Annotated in this window: 17 protein-coding genes; 7 read left to right on the top strand and 10 right to left on the bottom strand. The window is 73.2% G+C overall.

Annotation, left to right across the window (positions count from 1 at the left end; genetic code table 11):
* Window positions 1-207: 207 nt before the first annotated feature.
* The 3 genes from ACFOVU_RS17845 (at window position 208) to ACFOVU_RS17835 (ending at window position 4477) form a co-directional block, all read left to right on the top strand.
* Window positions 208-1065, top strand: coding sequence for a tetratricopeptide repeat protein (locus tag ACFOVU_RS17845; protein WP_378535150.1), 858 nt, complete (start codon window positions 208-210; stop codon window positions 1063-1065).
* A gap of 110 nt (window positions 1066-1175) precedes the next feature.
* Window positions 1176-2375, top strand: coding sequence for a thiolase family protein (locus ACFOVU_RS17840; protein ID WP_378535074.1), 1200 nt, complete (start codon window positions 1176-1178; stop codon window positions 2373-2375).
* Window positions 2376-2413: 38 nt separating this feature from the next.
* Window positions 2414-4477 (top strand): 3-hydroxyacyl-CoA dehydrogenase NAD-binding domain-containing protein, encoded by a 2064-nt coding sequence (locus ACFOVU_RS17835; protein ID WP_378535148.1) that lies wholly within the window; start codon window positions 2414-2416, stop codon window positions 4475-4477.
* A gap of 101 nt (window positions 4478-4578) precedes the next feature.
* Here ACFOVU_RS17835 and ACFOVU_RS17830 read toward each other — a convergent pair whose 3' ends face one another.
* A complete protein-coding gene (locus ACFOVU_RS17830) occupies window positions 4579-6813 on the bottom strand; it encodes an MMPL family transporter (RefSeq protein ID WP_378535072.1) in 2235 nt (744 codons plus the stop codon).
* 182 nt (window positions 6814-6995) lie between these two features.
* Between ACFOVU_RS17830 and ACFOVU_RS17825 the strand changes: the two genes are divergently transcribed.
* Together ACFOVU_RS17825 and ACFOVU_RS17820 are read left to right on the top strand one after the other, a co-directional pair.
* On the top strand, window positions 6996-7739 hold the full coding sequence (locus ACFOVU_RS17825) for a TetR/AcrR family transcriptional regulator (RefSeq protein WP_378535070.1): 744 nt from the start codon (window positions 6996-6998) through the stop codon (window positions 7737-7739).
* Window positions 7740-8592: 853 nt separating this feature from the next.
* The gene (locus ACFOVU_RS17820) at window positions 8593-9444 is read left to right on the top strand and encodes a neutral zinc metallopeptidase (RefSeq protein ID WP_378535069.1); all 852 of its coding nucleotides are present in this window, start codon (window positions 8593-8595) and stop codon (window positions 9442-9444) included.
* 42 nt (window positions 9445-9486) lie between these two features.
* Here ACFOVU_RS17820 and ACFOVU_RS17815 read toward each other — a convergent pair whose 3' ends face one another.
* The 6 genes from ACFOVU_RS17815 to ACFOVU_RS17790 form a co-directional block, all read right to left on the bottom strand.
* Window positions 9487-10857: an FAD-dependent oxidoreductase gene (locus ACFOVU_RS17815; protein ID WP_378535067.1), complete on the bottom strand. Its 1371-nt coding sequence runs from the start codon at window positions 10855-10857 to the stop codon at window positions 9487-9489.
* A gap of 56 nt (window positions 10858-10913) precedes the next feature.
* Window positions 10914-11759, bottom strand: a complete 846-nt coding sequence (locus tag ACFOVU_RS17810; protein WP_378535065.1) for a maleylpyruvate isomerase family mycothiol-dependent enzyme — start codon at window positions 11757-11759, stop codon at window positions 10914-10916.
* 215 nt (window positions 11760-11974) lie between these two features.
* Window positions 11975-13900 carry a 1-deoxy-D-xylulose-5-phosphate synthase gene (gene dxs, locus ACFOVU_RS17805; RefSeq protein WP_378535063.1) on the bottom strand — a complete coding sequence of 642 codons (1926 nt, stop codon included), beginning with the start codon at window positions 13898-13900 and terminating at the stop codon, window positions 11975-11977.
* 101 nt (window positions 13901-14001) lie between these two features.
* A complete protein-coding gene (gene mug / locus ACFOVU_RS17800; RefSeq protein WP_378535061.1) occupies window positions 14002-14604 on the bottom strand; it encodes a G/U mismatch-specific DNA glycosylase in 603 nt (200 codons plus the stop codon).
* Window positions 14605-14639: 35 nt separating this feature from the next.
* Entirely contained in the window at window positions 14640-15359 is a 720-nt protein-coding gene (locus tag ACFOVU_RS17795) for a TSUP family transporter (protein WP_378535059.1), read from the bottom strand.
* Between the two features lie 171 nt (window positions 15360-15530).
* On the bottom strand, window positions 15531-16559 hold the full coding sequence (locus ACFOVU_RS17790; RefSeq protein ID WP_378535057.1) for an aldo/keto reductase: 1029 nt from the start codon (window positions 16557-16559) through the stop codon (window positions 15531-15533).
* A gap of 123 nt (window positions 16560-16682) precedes the next feature.
* Here ACFOVU_RS17790 and ACFOVU_RS17785 point away from each other — a divergent pair, with 123 nt between their 5' ends.
* Window positions 16683-17558 carry a helix-turn-helix transcriptional regulator gene (locus ACFOVU_RS17785; RefSeq protein WP_378535055.1) on the top strand — a complete coding sequence of 292 codons (876 nt, stop codon included), beginning with the start codon at window positions 16683-16685 and terminating at the stop codon, window positions 17556-17558.
* 48 nt (window positions 17559-17606) lie between these two features.
* Here the strand turns inward: ACFOVU_RS17785 and ACFOVU_RS17780 are convergent, their stop codons facing one another.
* On the bottom strand, window positions 17607-17825 hold the full coding sequence (locus ACFOVU_RS17780) for a hypothetical protein (RefSeq protein WP_378535053.1): 219 nt from the start codon (window positions 17823-17825) through the stop codon (window positions 17607-17609).
* Between the two features lie 176 nt (window positions 17826-18001).
* On the opposite strand from ACFOVU_RS17780, the gene ACFOVU_RS17775 reads away from it, so the two are divergent.
* Window positions 18002-18859, top strand: a complete 858-nt coding sequence (locus tag ACFOVU_RS17775; RefSeq protein ID WP_378535052.1) for an endo alpha-1,4 polygalactosaminidase — start codon at window positions 18002-18004, stop codon at window positions 18857-18859.
* Between the two features lie 143 nt (window positions 18860-19002).
* Here ACFOVU_RS17775 and ACFOVU_RS17770 read toward each other — a convergent pair whose 3' ends face one another.
* Together ACFOVU_RS17770 and ACFOVU_RS17765 are read right to left on the bottom strand one after the other, a co-directional pair.
* Window positions 19003-20268, bottom strand: coding sequence for a sugar ABC transporter permease (locus ACFOVU_RS17770; protein ID WP_378535050.1), 1266 nt, complete (start codon window positions 20266-20268; stop codon window positions 19003-19005).
* A complete protein-coding gene (locus ACFOVU_RS17765; RefSeq protein ID WP_378535048.1) occupies window positions 20268-21053 on the bottom strand; it encodes an ATP-binding cassette domain-containing protein in 786 nt (261 codons plus the stop codon). The genes ACFOVU_RS17770 and ACFOVU_RS17765 overlap by 1 nt, the downstream gene beginning before the upstream one ends.
* Window positions 21054-21177: the final 124 nt, after the last annotated feature.

Below are 21177 nucleotides of genomic sequence, written 5' to 3'. Positions count from 1 at the left end.
CACGTCACGGCTTTGGGTGGTTTTAAACCTGATCCTGGCCAAAAAATGGCATAAGTGACGCGATTCACGCTGGCGGCACACCCCTCAGGCACTTCCCCACCACCGGTTCACGGATTAAGTTATTGAATCGTGCTGTTGTTGATGCGGGGTGGAAAGTTTCGGCGCGCGGCGGGCCGCGGCCATGCAGAGGTGGTGAGTCTGGTGTCGATGTGGCGATCCCTGCTGCGGAAGACAGGGCTCGCCCCCGGCAGCCTGCCCGCCCCCACGTCATCGCCCGAGCACGGCCATACCCCGGGACAGCGCGCCGCGGCCTTGGAGCGCACCCTGCGCGAGACCACCGACGCGTTCGGCCCCGACGACGAGCGCACCATCACCGCCGGCAACAACCTCGCCAGCAAGTACGCCCAGATCGGCCGGCGCGAAGCCGCGGTCGCCCAGTTCGAGCACACCCTCGACTCCGCCGTGCGCGTGTTCGGCGAGGACCACGAGCAGACCGACACCATCCGGGAGAACCTGGCCTGGAGCCTCGAGGACTCCGGCCGCCCCGCCGAGGCCGCGGCCATCTGGGAGCTGCTGCTGGAGCACCGCGACGCCCGGCTGGGGCCCGTGGCCGCCGACACGGTGGCGGCGCGCAGCCGGCTGGCGATCTGCTACCGCCGGTGCGGGCGCCACGACGCCGCCATCTCCCACTTCGAGCGCGCCGTCGAGGACTCCGGGGTCCCCGAGGAGCGCGAGCACCTGCGCATCGGCCTGAGCACGGCCTACGCCGCGATCGGACGCTACGACGACACCACCCAGCAGCTGCGCATGGTCTTCGCCCAGCGCCGCCGCCGGCTGGGCGGCCGGCACCTCGACACCCTCCGGGTCCACCACCGGCTGGGCCGCGCCTACACCCAGGCGGGGCGGCCCGAGGAGGCCGTCGAGACGCTGAGCGCGGCCTACAAGAACGGCCTGGCCGCCGCGGGCGACCCCGAGATCCGCATGCTCACCCTGAAGATGCGCCGCGACCTCGCCGGAGCGCTCAGCGCCGTCGGCCGCCACCGCGACGCCGCCGCCCTGTTCTGACCCGCCGCCCGCGCGGCGGATCGATGTGGCAGACTGCTCGCACGCATTGGTTACCGACCAGTAGCATGAGTGTCGTCACGTCTCCCACTGCGCGATAAGGAGGGCGAACCGTGCCGCGAACCGCCCGCGAAGTCGTATTCGTCGACGGGGCCCGGACCCCGTTCGGCAAGGCCGGCAAGGGCCTCTACGCCGAGACCCGCGCCGACGACATGGTCGTCCGGGTCATCCGCGAACTGCTGCGCCGCAACCCCGGACTGCCGCCCGAACGCGTCGACGAGGTCGCCATCGCCGCCACCACCCAGACCGGCGACCAGGGGCTGACGATCGGCCGCAGCGCCGCCCTCCTCGCCGGCCTCCCCCGCAGCGTCCCCGGCTACGCCATCGACCGCATGTGCGCCGGCGCCCTCACAGCGGTCACCACCACCGGGGCCGGGATCGCCTTCGGCGCCTACGACGTCGTCATCGCGGGCGGCGTCGAGCACATGGGCCGCCACCCCATGGGCGAGGGGGTCGACCCCAACCCGCGCTTCCTCTCCGAGAAGCTCGTCGACCCCTCCGCCCTGGTCATGGGCAACACCGCCGAGAACCTGCACGACCGCTACCCCTCCATCACCAAGGAGCGCGCCGACGCCTACGCCGTGCGCAGCCAGGAGAAGGTCGCCAAGGCCTACGCCGACGGCCGCATCCAGCAGGACCTGGTCGACGTGCTGGTGCGCTCCGCCGAGCTGGGCTTCGGCCTGGCCACCGCCGACGAGCCGCCGCGGCCGGGCACCACCATGGAGGGGCTGGCCGCGCTCAAGACCCCGTTCCGGCCGCACGGCAACGTCACCCCCGGCAACGCCGCGGGCCTCAACGACGGCGCCACCGGTGCGATCCTGGCCGCCGAGGACGTCGCCGCCGAGCTGGGCCTGGACGCCCGGATGCGCCTGGTGGACTTCTCCTTCGCGGGCGTGGAGCCCGAGGTCATGGGCGTGGGCCCGGTGCCGGCCACCGAGCGCCTGCTGGAGCGCCAGGGCCTGGGGATCGCCGACATCGGCCTCATCGAGATCAACGAGGCGTTCGCCGTCCAGGTGCTGGCCTTCCTGGAGCACTTCGGCCTCGCCGACGACGACCCCCGCGTCAACCCCTGGGGCGGCGCGATCGCGCTCGGCCACCCGCTGGCCTCCTCCGGCGTGCGGCTGATGATGCAGCTGGCGCGGCACTTCGCCGACCGCCCCGATGTCCGCTACGGCCTCACCACCATGTGCGTGGGCCTGGGCATGGGCGGGACCGTCCTGTGGGAGAACACGAACTGGGAAGGGAACGACTAGTGAGCAGCGCCATCGACCGGCACCCGGGACTGGGGGAGATGTTCGCCGACGAGGTCGTCACCCGCGCCCTCTCCCGCGACGTCCGGCTGCCCCACGGGGCAGGCACCGCCGTCCTGATCACCCTGGACAACGGCCACGACCACACCAAGCCGAACACCTTCGGCCCGGCCGGGCTGCTCAGCCTCGACGCGGCCATCGAGGCGGCGCGGGGGCGCACCGACATCGCCGCGGTGGTCATCACCGGCAAGCCGTTCATCTTCGCCGTGGGCGCCGACCTCACCGGGGTCCCCCTGCTGCGCGACCGCGAGCAGGCCCACGCCATCGGCCGGCTCGGCCACGACGTGTTCCGCAAGCTGGGCGAGCTGGACGTGCCCACGTTCGCGTTCATCAACGGCGCCGCCATGGGCGGCGGCGTGGAGGTGGCGCTGCACTGCACCTACCGCACGGTCTCCGCGGGGGTCCCGGCGTTCGCGCTGCCCGAGGCGTTCCTCGGCCTGGTCCCCGGATGGGGCGGCACCTACCTGCTCCCCCACCTGATCGGCGCCGAGAAGGCGCTCAAGCTCATCATCGACAACCCGCTGGCCCAGAACAAGATGGTCAAGGGCCCCGAGGTGTTCGACCTGGGCATCGCCGACGCCCTCTTCGAGCCCGCCGACTTCGTCGAGGAGTCGCTGGCGTGGGCGGCGCGCGTGATCACCGGCGAGGTCGCTGTCGAGCGGGCCGAGGTCGACACCGGCCAGGCGTGGCAGCAGGCGGTCGACAACGCCGGGTTCGTCCTGGAGGGCAAGCTGCACGGCGCAGCCCCCGCCCCCGTCCGCGCGCTGGACCTCGTCGCGCAGGCACGGACCCGCACGCGCGACGAGGGGTTCGCTGCCGAGGACGACGCGCTGGCCGACCTCATCATGGGCGACGAGCTCAAGGCCGGGCTCTACGCCTTCGACCTGGTGCAAAAGCGCGCCCGGCGCCCCGCCGGCGCCCCCGGCAAGGAGCTGGCGCGGCCGGTGACCAAGGTCGGCGTCGTCGGCGCCGGCCTGATGGCCGGCCAGCTCGCGCTGCTCTTCGCGCGCCGCCTGGGCGTCCCGGTGGTCATGACCGACCTGGATCAGGACCGCCTGGACAAGGGCGTCGGCTACGTGCACGGCGAGATCGACCGTCTGCGCGCCAAGGGCCGGGTCTCCCCCGATGCGGCCAACCGGCTCAAGCGGCAGGTGTCGGGGTCGCTGACCAAGGACGCGTTCGCCGACGCCGACTTCGTCATCGAGGCCGTGTTCGAGCGGATGGACGTCAAGCAGCAGGTGTTCGCCGAGGTCGAGGCGGTCGTCTCGCCCGAGGCGGTGCTCGCGACCAACACCTCCTCGCTGTCGGTGTCGGAGATGGCGAGCAAGCTGCGCCACCCCGAGCGCGTCGTCGGCTTCCACTTCTTCAACCCGGTCGCCGTGCTGCCGCTGCTGGAGATCGTCCGCGGCGAGCAGACCGGCGACGCCGCCCTGGCCACGGCGTTCGCCACCGCCAAGGGGCTGAAGAAGACCGCCGTGCTGTGCCGGGACGCGCCCGCGTTCGTGGTCAACCGGCTGCTCACCCTGTTCATGGGCGAGGTGCTGAAGGCCATCGAGGAGGGCACCGCCCCCGAGGCCGCCGACCGCGCCGTGGCGCCGCTGGGGCTGCCGATGCCGCCGCTGCTGCTGCTCCAGCTGGTGGGACCGGCGGTCGCGCTGCACGTGTCGGAGACGCTGCACGCGGCCTTCCCGGACCGGTTCGCGGTCTCCGGGCAGCACCGCAGGCTGGTCGAGGCCGGCAAGACGGCGGTGTACGGGCCGGACTTCGCGATCGACCCGGAGGTGGCGGAGCTCTTCTCCGGCGGCGACCGGCCCTCGGAGGAGCCGGAGATCCTGGACCGGGCGCTGCGTGCGCTGGCCCGCGAGATCCGGATCATGCTCGACGAGGGCGTGGTGGCCGAGCCCGCCGACATCGACCTGTGCCTGATCTCGGGCGCCGGCTGGCCGTTCCACCTGGGCGGGATCACGCCGTACCTGGACCGCACCGGCATCGCGGAGAAGGTCAACGGCGCTCCGTTCCACCCCCGGGGGCTCAAGGCCCTCTAGCCGAGCGGGCCGCGCACGGAGATCGCGGAGGGCCCGGTACCCGGATGTCCGGGTGCCGGGCCCTCCGCCGTCGGAGCCCGCGGATGGGGCGGGCCGGGGCCTCAGCCCACGGGGACCGAGGGGCGCTCGCGCCCCGTGCCGTCCTCCGTGCCGCCATCCGCGGTACCCGGCGCCGGCTCCTCACCTTCCTCGGACTCGGTGATGCCCACGCGGTCGTGCAGCCGCCGCAGCGGGCCGGGCAGCCACCAGTTGGCGCCGCCCAGCAGCCGCATGGTGGCCGGGACCAGGAGCGCGCGCACCAGCGTGGCGTCCACGACCACCGCCATGGCCAGGCCGATGCCGATGATCTTGAGGAAGAGCAGGGACGACGACCCCATCGCGCCCAACACCACGACCAGCAGCAGCGCGGCGCTGGTGATGATGCCGCCGGTGCGCTGGAGCCCCACGGCAACGGAGTGGGCGTTGTCGCCGGTCGCGAGGTACTCCTCGCGCACCCGGCTGAGCAGGAACAGCTCGTAGTCCATCGCCAGGCCGAAGGCCACGATGATGATGAGCACCAGGTAGGTCGGGTCGATGGTGCCCACCGCGGTGAAGCCGAGTAGCGCCCCCAAGTGCCCCTCTTGGAAGCCCCAGATCACCACGCCCAGCGAGGCGCCCAGCGACAGGAAGCCCATCAGCACCGCCTTGACCGGCAGGACCAGCGAGCCGAACGCCAGGAAGAGCAGCACCAGGGTCACGGCGATGACGAAGGCGAGCGTCGCGGGCACGGCGTCGACGATGGCCTGGACGTTGTCGAGCTGGAGGGCGGCCACGCCGCCGACCAGTGTCTCGGTCCCGGCCGGGCCGGGTTCGGCGCGCACGTCGCGCACCAGGTCCTGGGTGGCCGGGTCGTCGGTGTCGCCCTCGTAGGCGACGGTGACGTGGGCGATGCCGTCGCCGGTGCGCTCGACGTCGGCGGCCACGGCTCCGTCGAGGCCGGCCAGGCGGTCGGTGTAGTCGCTCAGGTCGTCCTCTGCGGCGTCGCCGGTGACGGCGATGTCGATGACGCTGACGCCGCCGGCCGGGAAGTCATCGCGCAGCGACTCGGTGGCGATGCGGCTGGGGGCGTCCTCGGGCAGGTAGCGCTGGTCGGTGGAGCCGACGTCGGTGAACACCAGGGCCGAGGCGAACGCCAGCAGGACGGCGCCCACGCCCACCACGTAGAGGGCGGGGCGGCGCATGACGCTGTGGGCGAGCCGGGCCCAGCCGCCCGCGCGGGCCTCGATGGCGCCGGTGACCGTGGGAGCGGCCCGGCGCCGGCCGCGGAACAGCCGGAGCGCGTCGATGCGCCGGCCCACCACGCCCAGTAGAGCGGGCAGGACGATCAGCGCGGCCAGAACGTCGAAGAGGACGACCGCGATGCCGCCGAGGCCGATGGAGCGCAGGATGGGCTGGGGGAAGAAGAGCAGGCCGGCGAAGGCGATCATCACGGTGACGCCGGAGAACGCGACCGTGCGCCCGGCGGTGGCCAGGGTCCGCGGGATGGCGTCGGCGATCGTGGCGCCGCGGCCGAGCTCCTCGCGGAACCGGTTGACCATGAACAGGCCGTAGTCGATGGCCAGGCCCAGGCCGAGGATGGTCGCGACGTTGACCGCGAACACCGAGACCTCGGTGACGTAGGTGAGGGCGTGCAGGAGCGTGAGGGAGCCGAGGATGGCCAGGCCGCCCACCGCCAGGGGCATGAGGGCGGCGACGACGCCGCCGAAGATGGCGACGAGCAGGACGAGCAGCACCGGCAGGGAGATGAGTTCGGCGCGCACGACGTCGCCCTCGGCCTGGGCCGACAGCTCGCTCTCGATGGCGACGGGGCCGCCGAGGTGGGTCTCCAGCTGCCCGGCGTCGAGGTCGTCCGCGATGGCCTCGAAGTTCGCCATGCGCTCGGCGTCGGTGTCGCCGGCGAGGGTGATGGGGACGTAGGTGGCGTGGCGGTCCTCGGAGATGAGGACGCCGCGCTCGACGTCGGTGAGGCCCTCGTCGAGGTAGGTGGTGACCGACGCGACGCGGTCCTCGGGGAGGTCGTCGCGCATCTGCTCGACCGAGAACGCGAACATCTGGTTGTCGATGGGCAGGTCCACGCTGCGGTAGACGGCGACGACGTCGACCTGGTCGTGGCCGAGCTCGTCCTCCAGCACCTCGGCGGCGCGGGTGGACTCGGCGCCGGGGTCCTCGAACCCGCCGTCGCTCACGGCGTCGAAGACGCCGGTGCCCCAAACGGCGGAGAAGGCGACGAAGACCGCGGTGGCGACGAGCACCCAGACGCGCCCGCGGTAGCCGAACCGCCCTAGGCTTGCGAACATGAATCCGCCCCTTGGCATGGTGTTAACGTATTGTGAAGGGTGATCAGGAAAGTGAACGGCGTTAGCATTCGGGGATAACTAAAGCTTGCGCCGTTAACTCGTGTCAATATGATCTCCGGCATCCCGGCCTCCACCGGGCGGAGCGAAGGACGGCCCTGGCCGGAAAGGCAGTACGAGTGCAGGTGGCAGCGGATCCGCCGGAGTCCCCGGCACCGTCACGGCGCGAGCGAGTGCGCGAGGCCACGCTGCGCGAGATCAAGGACATCGCGCGGCGCCATCTCGACGCCCAGGGTCCGCCCGGGGTCTCCCTGCGGGCCATCGCCCGCGAGATGGGCATGACCGCCCCGGGACTGTACCGCTACTTCGCCAGCCACGACGACTTGATCTTGTCGCTCCAGGCCGACTTCTTCGGCGAGCTGTCCGCCGCGGTGCGCGCCGCCGACTCCTCCCTGCCCGCCGACGACGTCGACGGCCGCATCTCCGCCGCCCTGCGCGCGTTCCGCACCTGGGCGCTGGCCAACCCGGCCGAGTTCACCCTGCTGTTCGGCCCGCCGGGCCCTGCCCGCGACGCCGCCGACTCCGGCCCGGCGGTCGAGGCCGGCCGCGAGTTCGCCGCGATCTTCTTCGCGCTCTTCGAGACCCTGCTCCGCGAAGAGCGCTTCCCCGTACCCGACGAGGCCGGCCTGACACCGGGCCTGTGCCGCCAGCTGGAGTCCTTCGCCGAGCACACGGGCTTCCCCGCCGCCGACGTCGTCCCCAAGGGGGCGCTGCACGTGCTCACGTCATGCTGGGTGCGACTTTACGGGCTGGTCTGCATGGAGGTCTTCCGGCACCTCTCCTTCGTCATGGACGACATGGAGGAGCTGTTCGAGGCCGAACTGCGCGACATCCTGGCGACCGTGGGCGTGACCTACCGCGCACCCTGAGCCTGCCCCAGCCGGGTCACACTCCCTCCTCACTCCGCTCCAATGGCCCCGCGGAGAGGCCTTCGGCCGGGGGCAGCGCCGCCTCCGCTCACTCGTCGGCTCGCCGTGAGGTAAACCCAGGCGCCCGGAACTCCACAGCCCCGGCAGGACGCTGAGCGGCCCTGTCCGCCGTTGCGGCCGCTTCGGCGTGCCCCGTGGCGTCGGCGTTCCGCAGCCCGGGCGTCGTCCGACGTCTCCGCACGGCCGGCCGATCGCGTGGCGATCGACCGCTCCCGGCCGTCGGATCGGGACCATCCGCACTACCTTCCACCCCGGTGTCCTAATAGGGTTGATCATCACGATTGCGCGCGCCGCACCGACGACAAGGACCGACCTCGTGGACTCCATCCAAGGCGGCGAAGGGACGCCCGGCCCCGGCCGCCCCCCGGCACCTCAGCCCCCGCACAGCGGGTCGTCGGGGCCTAGACCGGCCGTGCCCGATGCACCCGCCGCCCCGGCCGGGCCCGCAGGGGCCACGGCGCCCGCGGGACCGCCCCCCTCTCCGGCCGGGCCCGCAGCCCCGGCCGCGCCCCCTGCGGCCGACCCCGCCGCCACCGCCACCGGCTTCACACCCCCCGCAGGACCTGCCACCGTCACGGGTTCCGTGCCCCCCGCAGGACCCGCCACCACCACGACCTTCGCCGCCCCGGTGGGACCGCGGCCTGGTCACGGCGGATACCCGCCCATGCCGCCCGGCGGCGTACCGCCCGCGGGCCGCCCCTGGCCCCCGCCGATGCCCCCGGGGCCGCCACCGGGCGGGTGGGGCTACCACCACGTGCCGCCGCCGTCGCGGCGCGCCGGGACGGCCGTGTGGGTGGCCGTAGGCACCTCGTCCTTCGCCGCGCTGGTCGCCCTGCTGGTCTCGGTGGCGCTGGTGGCCAACTCCGCCTCGGCCACCCCGCCCTCCGCGCAGGGCGGCGCCTCCGATGTCACCGAGTTCCACAGCCGCGAGCTGTACGAGCGGCCCAAGTCCATCGACCTGGACATCGCCGCGCACCCGGCCTACGACATGCCCGTGCCCGACACCGTCTCCTGCGGGCTGCCCGACCTCGACCCCGAGTCCGAGGCCTCCTGGCGGGCCTTCAGCGACGAGATCGGCGTGTGCCTCAACGACCTGTGGCAGCCGCGGCTGGACGAACTGGGCCTGCGCACCCCCGCGCCGACCTTCCACGTCACCGAGGACAACCCCGACGTCGGCTCGACCGAGGAGGGCATGACCCTCGCGTACTACGAGTACGACTCGCTGAGCATCACCGTCGTCCTGCCCAACGTCATCGAGCTGTCCCGCGACGTCCCCGACGACAGCCAGGAGGCCGTCTGGACCGCGCTGCTGGGCCACGAGTACGGCCACCACGTCCAGCAGGCCACCGGCATCCTGGACGCCTCCTACGAGATGGAGCGCCTCGCCCCGAACGAGAACGAGGAGCTCGAGGCGCTGCGCCGCACCGAACTCCAGGCCGAGTGCATGGGCGGCATCGCGATGCGCGGCTTCGGCGAGTTCGACGCCGCCGAGATCGACCTCGTCAACGAGTACCTCAACGGCGGCAGCGACCTGCCCACGCACGGCACGGCCCGCAACCGGCAGTACTGGTTCGACCAGGGGACCGAGGAAGCGACCCTGGAGGCCTGCAACACCTACGACGCACCGGCGTCGGACGTCCGCTGACCCGCCCCGGCGCCCGCAACGCGGGCGCCGGACGGGCGGGTCTCAGCGGCGGCCGAGGACGCCGCGCAGCTCCGCCCAGCCGAGCAGCTTCACGCGCTCGCCCCGGCCCAGCTCGGCGGCGCGCTCGGCTTCGGCGGCGTCGATGGTCAGCCAGTCCCCGTAGTCGGTGACATCGGCGCCGGAGTCGCGCAGCACCGCCTCGACGGGCTCCAGGTCGCCGACCACCCCCGCCCGCAGGGCGGGAGCGTCGTCGAGCAGCGAGCGCACGGTCTCGGCGGCGTCGGACTTGTTGGTGCCGATGACCCCGGTGGCGCCGCGCTTGATCCACCCGGCCACATAGTCGCCGGGCAGCACCGCTCCCCCGGGGCCGGCGGGGTCGAGGACGCGCCCTGCGGCCTGGGGCACGGTGCGGGTCGCGGGGTCGAAGGGCACCCCCGGCAGCGGGACGCCCGCGTAGCCGATGGAGCGGAAGACCATGCCGACGCCGAGCACCTCGTGCTCGCCCGTGCCGGCCACACGGCCGTCGGGGTCGAGGCGGGTGGCCTCGACCCGCAGCCCGGTGACCCTGTCCTCGCCCAGGATCTCGACGGGGCGGGTCCAGAAGCGCAGGTCGATGCGGCGCGCCCGGCCCTCGGGGCTGCGGCTCGCCCATTCGCCGAGGATCTTCAGGTTGGTGCGCGCGGCGCGCGCCGCTCCCAGCAGCTCTTCGCCGTTGGGGTCGATGTCGACCTGGTGGGGGCGGACGACGATGTCGGCGTTGTCGAGCCTGCCGAGGTCGCGCAGCTCGGGTGCGGTGAACTTGGCCTGGAGGGGGCCGCGGCGGGCGAGCAGGTGGATCCGGCGCACCCGGCTGGCGGCGAGCACGTCGAGCATGGGCTGCGGGATGTCGGTGCCGCGCAGTTCATCGGCGGTCTTGGCGAGGATGCGGGCGACGTCGACCGCGACGTTGCCCGCCCCCACGACGGCGACCTCTTCGGCGTCGAGCAGGAACCGCTCCACGGCGGCGTCGGGGTGGCCGCAGTACCAGTTGACGAAGTCGGTGGCGGCGACGCTGCCGGGCAGGTCCTCGCCGGGGATGCCCATCCGGCGGTCGACCGCGGCGCCGGTGGCGTAGACGACCGCGTGGTAGGAGCGGGCGAGGTCGGCGCGGGTGATGTCGGCGCCGAACTCCACGCCGCCGATGAACCGGACGTCGGGGTGCTCCAGGACCCGGCGCAGCGTCCGGGCGACCCCCTTGATCTTCAGGTGGTCGGGGGCGACGCCGTACCGCACGAGTCCGTAGGGGGTGGGCAGCCGGTCGATGACGTCGACGGCCACGGTCTCGCGGCGCTGCCGGGTCAGGGAGTCGGCGGTGTAGATGCCCGCGGGGCCGGATCCGATCACCGCCACACGCAAAGGATCGGGAGAGGTCATGGCCCCATTGTCGAGCATCGCGCGGGCGGGGGCGCGGGCCGGCGGAAACCCAGGGGTCACCCGACGATGGACAGGATCGCGGTGGCGGCACGGATCAGCGCCGGGTCGCCCCGGGTCTCGGCGAGGGACCGGGCGCGTTTGACCGCGATGCCCCGGGTGGCCAGGCGCCAGAAGGTGTCCTGATCCATGGCGATATACGCCGCGGGGGCGGATGGGGTTTCGGCGCCGGTGCGCAGCGCCCACCGGCCCTCGCCCCGGACGGCTGCCCAGGCGCCTCCTGCGGGACCGGTGAGCTCCACCACGACGGCGGTGCCCGCGGGGCGGTCCTCGCCGCGCAGGGCGCGCGGGAGGGCGCGCATGAAGGTGTCGAGCACCGGCCCGGCGAGATCGGGGGTGTCGGCGCCCGGCCGGCCCACGGCATCGCGGATCTGCTGCTGGTGGGTCCAGAACTCGGTGTAGTCGCGGGCGATGTCGAGCCACGCCGGGGTGGGGTCGGAATCGGCGGCCTGCGCCCACGAGACGCCGAGGTCGGCGGGGGCGTGGAGGTCGCGCGTGGCCCATAGGGCGTCGAGTTGCGGGCCGAGGAAGCCGATCAGGTCGGCCATGACCCGGGGGCTGGCGCACTGGGCCGCGCGGACGAACTCGCCGTTGGTGCTATCGAGGTAGGCGCGCAGCGTTTCGTCATCGGCGAAGACCGCGCCCGCGTGGGAGTCGCGGCTGCCCGACAAGCGCCGGATGTGGTCGTTGAGGAGGTGCGCGACGAGGTCGCGGACCGCCCACCCGGGGCACACGGTGGGGGCCGCCCAATCGGCCGGTCCGAGCGAATCGAGCAGGTCGAGCAGTGCAGCGCGCTCGACCGGGAAGAGGGGGCGGGTGTCGATGGCGGGGCCGAGGTGGTCCATGTGGTGTATCGAAGCACAGGCCGCGCGGGGGCGGCGAGGAGATTTTTCGGGCTGTGGACGGGGGGAACGGCGAGCCGACGAACGAGCGCAGGCGGCGCCGCCCCCGGCCGCAGGCCCCATCCGCGGGACCGGCCCCTGCCCCGCACACACGACGGCCCGCGGCGCTCGTGCGCCGCGGGCCGTTCGGCGGTCTTCAGGGAGCCGGGGGGCGGGGGCTACTTCTGGGCGGGCTCGCCGTCCTCGGCGGTCTTCTCCGCGTAGCGGGAGACGGTCTCGGTGAGCTTGCGGGCGAGGTCCTGGGGGGTCAGGCCCATGTCGGACAGGATCGCGCCGCGCTTGGCGTGGTCCAGGAATTCCTGGTCGATCCCGAAGGTGCGAACGGGCAGGTCCAGGTCGGCGTCGCGCAGCGCCCGGGCCACGGCGTCGCCCACCGCGCCCACGCGCCCGTTGTCCTCGACCACGGCGACCACGCGGTGCCGGGCCGCCTCGTCGACCAGCGCGGGGTCGAGCGGCTTGACCCAGCAGGGGTCGATGACGGTGACGCCGATGCCCTGGTCGGCCAGGCGGTCGGCGACCTCGCAGCAGGTCTGGGCCATCGGGCCGACGGCCACCAGCAGCAGGTCCTCGGAGTGGCCGTCGCGGGTGGCGCGGCGCAGGACGTCCATGGCGCCGACCGTGCCGATGGCGGGGATCTCGTCGGGTACCGCGCCCTTGGGGTAGCGGACGACCGTGGGGGCGTCGTCGACCGCGACCGCCTCGCGCAGCTGCCGGCGCAGCCGCGGCTCGTCGCGGGGAACCGCGATCCGCAGGCCGGGCACGACCTGGAGAATGGACAGGTCCCACATGCCGTTGTGGCTGGCGCCGTCGTCGCCGGTGACGCCCGCGCGGTCCAGGGCGAAGGTGACGCCCTGGCGGTGCAGCGCGGCGTCCATCAGCACCTGGTCGAAACAGCGGTTGAGGAAGGTGGCGTAGACGGCCACGACCGGATGCAGCCCGCCCATGGCCAGGCCGGTGGCGGAGGTTGCGGCGTGCTGCTCGGCGATGCCGACGTCGAACGTGCGGTCGGGGTAGGCCTCGGCGAAGGGCGCCAGCCCGGTGGGGTGCAGCATGGCCGCGGTGATGGCCACGACGTCGTTGCGCTCGGCGCCGATCTCGACCATCTCCTGGCCGAACACCTTGGTCCACTTCACGACGCCGGGGGCCGAGCGGGGGGCCTCACCGGTCTCGGCGTCGATGACGCCGATGGAGTGGAACTGGTCCTCTTCGTTGGTCTCGGCGGGGGTGTAGCCCTTGCCCTTCTGGGTGATGCAGTGGACGATCACCGGGCCGCCGTAGTCGCGGGCGCGGCGCAGCGCCTTCTCGACCGAGGCGGTGTCGTGGCCGTCGATGGGGCCCACGTACTTCAGGCCCAGGTCCTCGAACATCATCTGGGGCTGGATGGCGTCCTTGAGGCCCTTCTTGAGACCGTGCAGCACCTCGTATATGGGCGGGCCGACCACGGGCGCCTTGTTGATCGCGGTCTTGGCGAGGTCGAGCGCCTGCTCGTAGCCCTGGGTCATGCGCAGCGAGGCGAGGTGGTCGGCGAGCCCGCCCATGGTGGGCGAGTAGGAGCGGCCGTTGTCGTTGACGACGATGACGACCCGGCGGTCCTTGCCCTCGGCGATGTTGTTCAGCGCCTCCCAGGCCATGCCGCCGGTGAGCGCGCCGTCGCCGATGACCGCGGCGACGGTGCGTCCCCGGTGGCCCTGGATGGCCTGGGCCTTGGCCAGGCCGTCGGCGTAGGAGAGCACGGTGGAGGCGTGGGAGTTCTCGATGAAGTCGTGCTCGGATTCGGCCCGGGAGGGGTAACCGGACAGGCCGCCCCGCTCGCGGAGCGCGCTGAAGTCGTGGCGGCCGGTGAGGATCTTGTGCACGTAGGACTGGTGGCCGGTGTCGAAGAGGATGGGGTCGTCGGGTGAGTCGAAGACCCGGTGCAGCGCGATGGTCAGCTCGACGACGCCCAGGTTGGGGCCGAGGTGGCCGCCGGTGCGCGACACCTCCGCGACGAGGAACTCGCGGATCTCCGCCGCCAACTGCGGTACGCGCTCGACGGGCAGCTTCTTCAGATCGTCCGGATTCCGCATCGTCGCGAGCAGCGTCACCCTCGTCAGTCCCCTCGTTGCAGCGTGGCGTGCGCGGGTGCGAGCCCTATGGGGCACGCCCTGTCCAGTCCTCAGAGTTTATGAGCCCCGGGAACCGGCTTTTAACCGAACCTATCCCGCGAATCGGTACCCGTTGACGGGCCCCTATGCGACCGTGCGGCCTCGCGCACCCGGCGCAGTTCCGCGGCGATGGCGTCGGGGGTCCAGTGGGCGTTGAGCCCACTGGGGTTGGGCAGCACCCACAGCGGGGTGTCCGCCAGCCCCTCCGGCTGCGGGCCGACCACCGCTTTGGGCCGCCCGAACGCGCCGCGGTAGGCCGTGACGCCCAGGACGGCGACCATCGCGGGGCGGTACTCCGCTATGCGCCGGGCCAGCGCCGCGCCGCCCTCGCGCAGCTCGTCCGGGGTCAGCTCGTCGGCGCGCGCCGTGGCGCGCGCAACGATGTTGGTGATGCCCAGCCCCCACCCGGTGAGCAGGTGCTGCTCGTCGGGGCGCAGCAGCCGCGGGGTGAAGCCGGAGCGGTGCAGGGCGGGCCAGAACCTGTTCCCGGGGCGGGCGAAGTGCAACCTGGTATGCCCGGAGTACAGGCCGGGGTTGATGCCGCAGAACAGGACGTCCAGGCCGGGCGCGATCACGTCGGGGATGGTGGTCCCGTGCGCGGCGGCGAGCTGGTCGCGGGTGGGACGGGTGGCTGCCGTGGTCATCGGCCCCGCAGCCTACCGCACCGGCGTGCGGGCGCTCAGAGCACGGACTGCGCGACCAGCGCGGCCCCGGAGACCGCGACGACCGCGAGGAGCGCGGCGCGCATCCGGCCGGCGTCGACGACCCGGGTCAGCCGCCGCCCGGCCAGGAAGCCCGCGATGACGAAAGGGACCAGCCACAGGCCCGCGTGCACCTCGCGCGCGTGCAGCTGTCCCGCGGCCGCGAGCACGCCGAGCGAGATCGCCACGCCGAACAGGAAGAACCCGGCGAGCGTTCCGCGGACCCGCTGGGCCGGCTCGTGCTGGTAGAGCAGCGCGACCGGCGGGCCGCCGATGGACGTGGCGGTGCTCGTCAGCCCCGAGACGGCGCCCGCGGCCATGAGCGTGGCGGGCGTGATGCGTACCCGCCCCGACCACAGGGAGAGCCCGACCGCGGCCAGCACCATCGTGCCCACCACCACGCCCAGCGCCGCGCGGTCCGCGGTGGCCACCACCCACGCGCCGGCGACGGAGCCGGGGATCCGGGCGGGCAGCCCCCAGGCCAGCCCGCGCCAGTCGATGTGGCGCCATTCGGTGGTGAGCGTGAACATCGGCAGCACCGCGGTGGCGATGAGCAGGGCACCGGGCATCAGCGAGGGGGCGACCACGACGACGACCGGCGCGGCGACCAGCCCGAGGCCGAGGCCGACACCGGTCTGGAGGATGGCGCCGAGGACAACGGCGGTCCCGGCGATGAGGAGGAAGGACGGATCGGGCATCAGGTGGGCGACGCTATAACCCGCCCGTTCCGGTCGGAATACGGAGATTCGCAGTTCAGCGGGGTGGTGCTCCCGGAGTGGGGCGCCGAGGTGGCCGTGCCGCCCGGGTACGGCGCGGCCCCCGGCGGCCGTCCCCACCGGGAGCGCGCGGCGGCCGCCGCCGCGCGGCCCTCAGCGGCGGCGCAGGTGCGGGTCGGTGAGCGGCGCCGGGCTGTGGAAGGTCATGTCGTGCGCGACATCGGTCCCCGGGGGCACGATGTCGTCGATCCGGTCCAGCACCCCGCCGTCCAGCCGCAGGTCCGCCCCCTCCAGCAGGCTCGTCAGCTGGCCGTGGGTGCGTGGCCCGATGATCACCGACGTCACGGCGGGGTGGCTGCGCACGAACGCCGTCGCCAGATGCGGCAGCGGAACCCCCAGGTCGGCCGCCACCTTGGCCAGTTCCGTCACGGCCGCCAGCTTGGCCGCGTTGCCCGGCAGCGCCGGGTCGTACATCGGGGCCAGCAGGACGCTGCGGTGCGCGGTCTTCGGGTCGGCGCCGCCGGCGCCCCCGTACTTGCCCGACAGCCAGCCCGCGCTCAGCGGGCTCCAGGTGAGCACGCCCATGCCGTGCCGCTGCGCGGTGGGCAGCACGTCCGCCTCGATCCCCCGGGCCAGCAGGGAGTAGGGCGGCTGCTCGCTGCGGAGCCGGACGTGCCCGCGCCGTTCCGCCGTCCACTGTGCCTCGACGATCTCCTCGGCGGGGAAGGCGGAGCTGCCGATCGCCCGGACCTTGCCGGATCGCACCAGGTCGGAGAGGGCGGACAGGGTCTCGTCGATGTCGGTGTCGGGGTCGGGCCGGTGGATCTGGTAGAGGTCGATCCACTCGGTGCCCAGGCGCCGGAGGCTGTCCTCGGCTGCGCGCACGATCCACCGGCGCGAGTTGCCCCGGTGGTTGGCGTCGGGGCCCATCGGGTTGTGGAACTTGGTCGCCAGGACGACGTCGTCGCGCCGCCCCTTGAGCGCCTTGCCCACGATCTCCTCGGACTCCCCCTCGGAGTACATGTCGGCGGTGTCCACGAAGTTGATCCCCGCGTCCAGCGCGGTGTGCACCATCCGGATCGCGTCGCCGTGGTCGGTGTTGCCCCAGGCGCCCAGCATCATCGTCCCGAGTGCGTACTCGCTGACGGAGATCCCGGTCCCCCCGAGAATGCGTCGTTCCATGTCGGGTCCTCGTCGTCGTTGTGCGGTTCTGCTCGTGCCCACCACCCTGCTCCGCGCTGAGGCGGCGGCCCAGGCCCGCTTCAGCCTGGGTCGCCCAGGACCAGGCTGAATACACTGGAGCGCATGATGCACAGCGAGGCCGAGCTCAGCCTTTTCCTGAAGGCACGCCGCGCCGCTCTCGACCCGGAGCAGGTGGCGGGCCTGCCTCGCACACTCAACCGGCGCCGGGTCCGCGGGCTGCGGCGCGAGGAGGTCGCCCAGCTGGCCGGCGTCAGCGTCGACTACTACACGCGCATCGAGCAGGGGCGCGGCGGCGCGGTCTCGGCCGAGGTGCTGGGCGCGCTCTCCGACGCGCTCCGGCTGTCCGACACCGAGCGCACCTACCTGCGCAACCTGGCCGGGCGGAACACGCGGCGGTCCGGTGCGTCGTCGGCCGACGGCGTGTGCGCGCCGCCGGCGATGCCGCGCCAGCGGGTCCGGCCCGAGCTGCGGACCCTGCTCACGGCGATGGAGCGGGTCCCGGCGCTGATCATGGGCCGAGCTCTGGACCTGCTGGCCTGGAACGAGCCGCTCGCCCGGCTCTGGCCCGGCCTGGAGCTGCTCGGCGACGACGACCTGAACCTGGCGCGCCTGCTGTTCCTGGATCCCCAGGCCGCGGCGCTGCACATCGACCTGGACGCGATGCGGCGTGAAGTGGTCGCGAAGCTGCGGGCGGACTCCGGCGCCGATCCCGATGAGCCGCGGCTGTGCGGGGTGGTGCAGGACCTGCGCGACGGGAGCCCCGCTTTCCGGGGGCTGTGGGAGGAGCGCGAGGTCCGTGAGCAGCCGCACGGGATCCACCGGCTCCGCCACCCGGTGGCGGGCGAGCTGACCCTGTACTTCGAGAAGATGCCGCTGCCCGCCGACCCCGGGCAGACGCTGCTCACCTACGCCGCCGAGCCCGGCTCCCCCTCCGAGGAGCGGCTGCGCCTCCTGGTCGCGGCCGGCCAGATGGTGTGACCGTTCGCTCCCCCTAGGCGCCGCTGTGGTTGGGCGGCGGCGGTGGCCTCAACCGGTCAGGGCGGGCCGCACACCGGGGACCTCCCAGCGCCAGGCGGGCAGCGCCGCGTCGACCGCGACCTCGGTCACCGGCCCGTCCACCACGCCGGCGGGATCGCGCGGCGCCGCGGCGGCGGGTTCCTGCTCTCCCTGCTGGTCGGCGTCCGGTTCGAAGACGACGTCGATGCCCTGGCCGCCCTCCCGGAACAGCCTCTGCGAGATGCCCATCGCTTCCCCCCTCGTCCGTTCTGCGGGTCCCGGGCCGCCCCGGGGCCTGTGCCCAGCATGCACACCCGAAGGCGAAGAGAGGGTCTGCTGCACGCTAAAGCAGGGTGAGAATGCGCCGGCCCCCGGTTCCCGACCACAAGGGGGACCATCCTTGGTGTCCCGGTAGGTTCGGCTCCATGAAGCCGATGCGCGCTCTGCGCGCCACCCCCCTGGCCGCTCTGCTGCTCCTCGCCGCCTGCGCGGCGCCCGGTCCCAGTCCCGCGGAGTCCGCGCAGCCGGTCTCCTCAGGCGCGGCCGCTCAGACCCCGCCGCCCGAGCGCGCGGCCTTCGACTACCAGATCGGCGGCGCCTACACTCCCCCGGACGGGGTCGAGGTGGTGATCCGCGACCGCGAGGCCGACCCCGCCGACGGCCTCTACTCCATCTGCTACGTCAACGGCTTCCAGGTGCAGCCCGCCGAACTGGACTGGTGGCAAGAGGAGCACCCCGGCCTGCTGCTGCGCGACGCCGACGGCGACCTCGTCATCGACCCGGACTGGGACGAGGCCATCATCGACATCTCGACCGAGGACAAGCGCGCCGCGGCCGCCGGCATCGTCGGCGACTGGATGGCGGGCTGCGCGGCCTCCGGGTTAGACGCCGTGGAACTGGACAACCTGGACTCCTTCAGCCGCTCGCAGTCCCTGCTCACCGCGGACCACGCGCTGGCCTTCGGCGAACTGCTGACCGACCGCGCGCACGCGGAGGGGCTCGCGGCCGGGCAGAAGAACGCGGCGGAGATGATCGACGAGGCCGGCGGGCCCGTCGCGGGCTTCGACTTCGCGGTCGCCGAGGAGTGCGGCCGGTGGGACGAGTGCGGGGTCTACGCCGACGCCTACCCGAACCGGGTACTCGACGTGGAGTACCGCGAGCAGGACATGGACACGGCTTGCGCGGCCGAGGCCGACGGGGTGTCGGTGGTGCTGCGCGACCTCATGGTGACCACGCCCGGCTCCCCCGACTACGTATACGCCACCTGCGCCGACCTGGGCTGACCTCGCTGGGCGGGCGCCCCCGGAGAGAGGCGCCCCCGGAGGGAGGGGCTCCGGGGGCGCCCGGTCCGGCCGCGCCCGCCCGGGGGGAGGAGGGCATGGCGGGCGGGGCCGGGTGGCGTGCGTGGGTGCGCACGCCGGACCGGTCAGCCGCGGGCGTGGGTCTTGCGGCTGCGCCGGGAGACCGCGTCCAGGATGACCGCGATCAGCAGGACCACGGCGGTGATCATGTACCGGACGGAGGAGGGCATCTCCAGCAGGTACAGCCCCGAGGTGATGGCCCCCAGGACCAGGCCGCCCAGCAGGGCGGAGTAGGCGTTGCCGCGCCCGCCGAAGAGGCTGGTCCCGCCGATGACCGCGGCGGCGATCGCGAGCATCAGCTCGTCGCCGCCGGCCGTGTCGAGGCTGGCCGAGAACGAACGCGACACCATGAGGACCCCGCCCACCGCCGCCAGCGTCGACGACAGCGCGAACACCGAGATCCGGATGAGGTCGACGTTGATGCCGGCGCGGCGGGCCGCTTCGGCGCTGCCGCCCACCGCGAACACCATGCGCCCGTAGCGGGTCTTGCGCAGCATCAGGTCGAACACCACCACGAACCCCACGAAGATGAGGAACGACAGCGGGACGCCCATGAAGCTGTTGAACACCGCGACGGCGGCGAACACCGGGATGGCCAGCAGCACGGTGCGCACGGCCGTCTCGACGGCCGGGCGGGCGGGCAGGCCGGCCGCGGCGCGGCGGCGCTCGCCGAGCAGCCGCGAGATCGCGTAGGCGGCCACGGCGAGCGCCCCGATCCCCCAGCCGATGGCGGGCACGAAGTAGGTCTGGGTGAGGGCGGCGATGGGCCCGCCGTCGCGGATGTTGATCGTGCCTTCCTGGCCGAGCAGGTAGATCTGCACGCCCTGCCAGCCCAGCAGGCCTGCCAGGGTCACGACGAAGGCGGGCACCCCGATCTTGGCGAAGATCGTGCCGTGCACGATGCCGATCAGCACACCGGTACCGATCGCGGCCAGGATGGCCAGCCATTCGGCGACGCCCTGGTGCACCGTCAGCACCGCCAGGACGGCGGCCGAGGCGCCGGCGACCGAGCCGATGGACAGGTCGATCTCGCCGAGCAGCAGGACCATGATCACGCCGGTGGTCATGAGGCCCACGGCGGCGATCTGCACGGTGAGGTTGGAGAGGTTCTGCGGCGACAGGAAGCGCTCGTGGTAGAGCTGGAAGATCACGGAGATCACGAGCAGGCCCACAATCACCGGGAACGGTCCCAGTTCGCCGCCGCGCAGGCGGCGGACGGCGGCCGTGAGCAGGCCGCGGGGCGAGGTCGCGGTGACGATCAGCCGCGGGTCGCGCTCGGCGGGCGGCGCCGGCGCCTCGGCGCTGTTGGAAACCGGGGTCTGCTGTGCCATCACGACTCCTCCGTCCCGGACACCGAGACGCGCCCGGACCGGCGCGAGACCGGGTTGTCGGCGGCGCCGGTGATGGCCGCCACGATCTCTTCGTAGCCGGTCTCCTCGACCCGGAAGTCCCCGGCGTTGCGCCCGAGGCGCAGGACCATCGCGCGGTCGGCGACCGCCCGGACGTCGGCCATGTTGTGGCTGATCAGCAGCACGCCGAGGCCCTGGTCGCGCAGGCGCTCGATGAGGTCGAGCACCTGGGCGGTCTGGGCGACGCCGAGGGCGGCGGTGGGCTCGTCGAGCATGACGATCTTGGGGTCGCCCAGCAGCGATCGGGCGATGGCGATGATCTGGCGCTGGCCGCCGGACAGCGAGGCGACGGGGACGCGCAGGCTGGGGATGCTGACCGACAGCGAGTCCAGCAGCTCCTGGGCGCGCCGCTCCATCTCGACCTCGTCGAGGGCGCCGAAGGAGGTGTGCTCGGTGCCGAGGAAGAGGTTGGCGACGATGTCCAGGTTGTCGCAGAGCGCGAGGTCCTGGTAGATGGTGGCGATCCCGAGCCGCTGGGCGTCGTTGGGCCTGGTGATGGTGACCGGGGCACCCTCCCAGAGGATGTCGCCGGTGTCGGCCGGGTTCACCCCGGCGATGACCTTGACGAGGGTGGACTTCCCGGCGCCGTTGTCGCCGAGCAGGGCGACCACCTCACCGGGGGCGACGCTGAGGTCGACCTCGCTGAGCGCCTGCACGGCGCCGAATCTCTTGGAAATCCCGGACAGCTCCAGGACGGGTGTGCTCAATGTGGTGTCCCTTGGACGTCGCCCACGGCGGGACCGGGGGCGGCCGGGGCGGCCGGTGGTCCGCAGCCTTCGCGTGGTGGTCGTGTGGTGGTCCATCGGTGGCCGGCGGCGGCCGGGTTGGCGG

This window comes from Nocardiopsis sediminis (assembly GCF_042650565.1).
Lineage (GTDB): Bacteria > Actinomycetota > Actinomycetes > Streptosporangiales > Streptosporangiaceae > Nocardiopsis_B > Nocardiopsis_B sediminis.
Note: the sequence above shows the minus strand (reverse complement) of the source record. Positions and strands in the feature narration are given on the sequence as shown.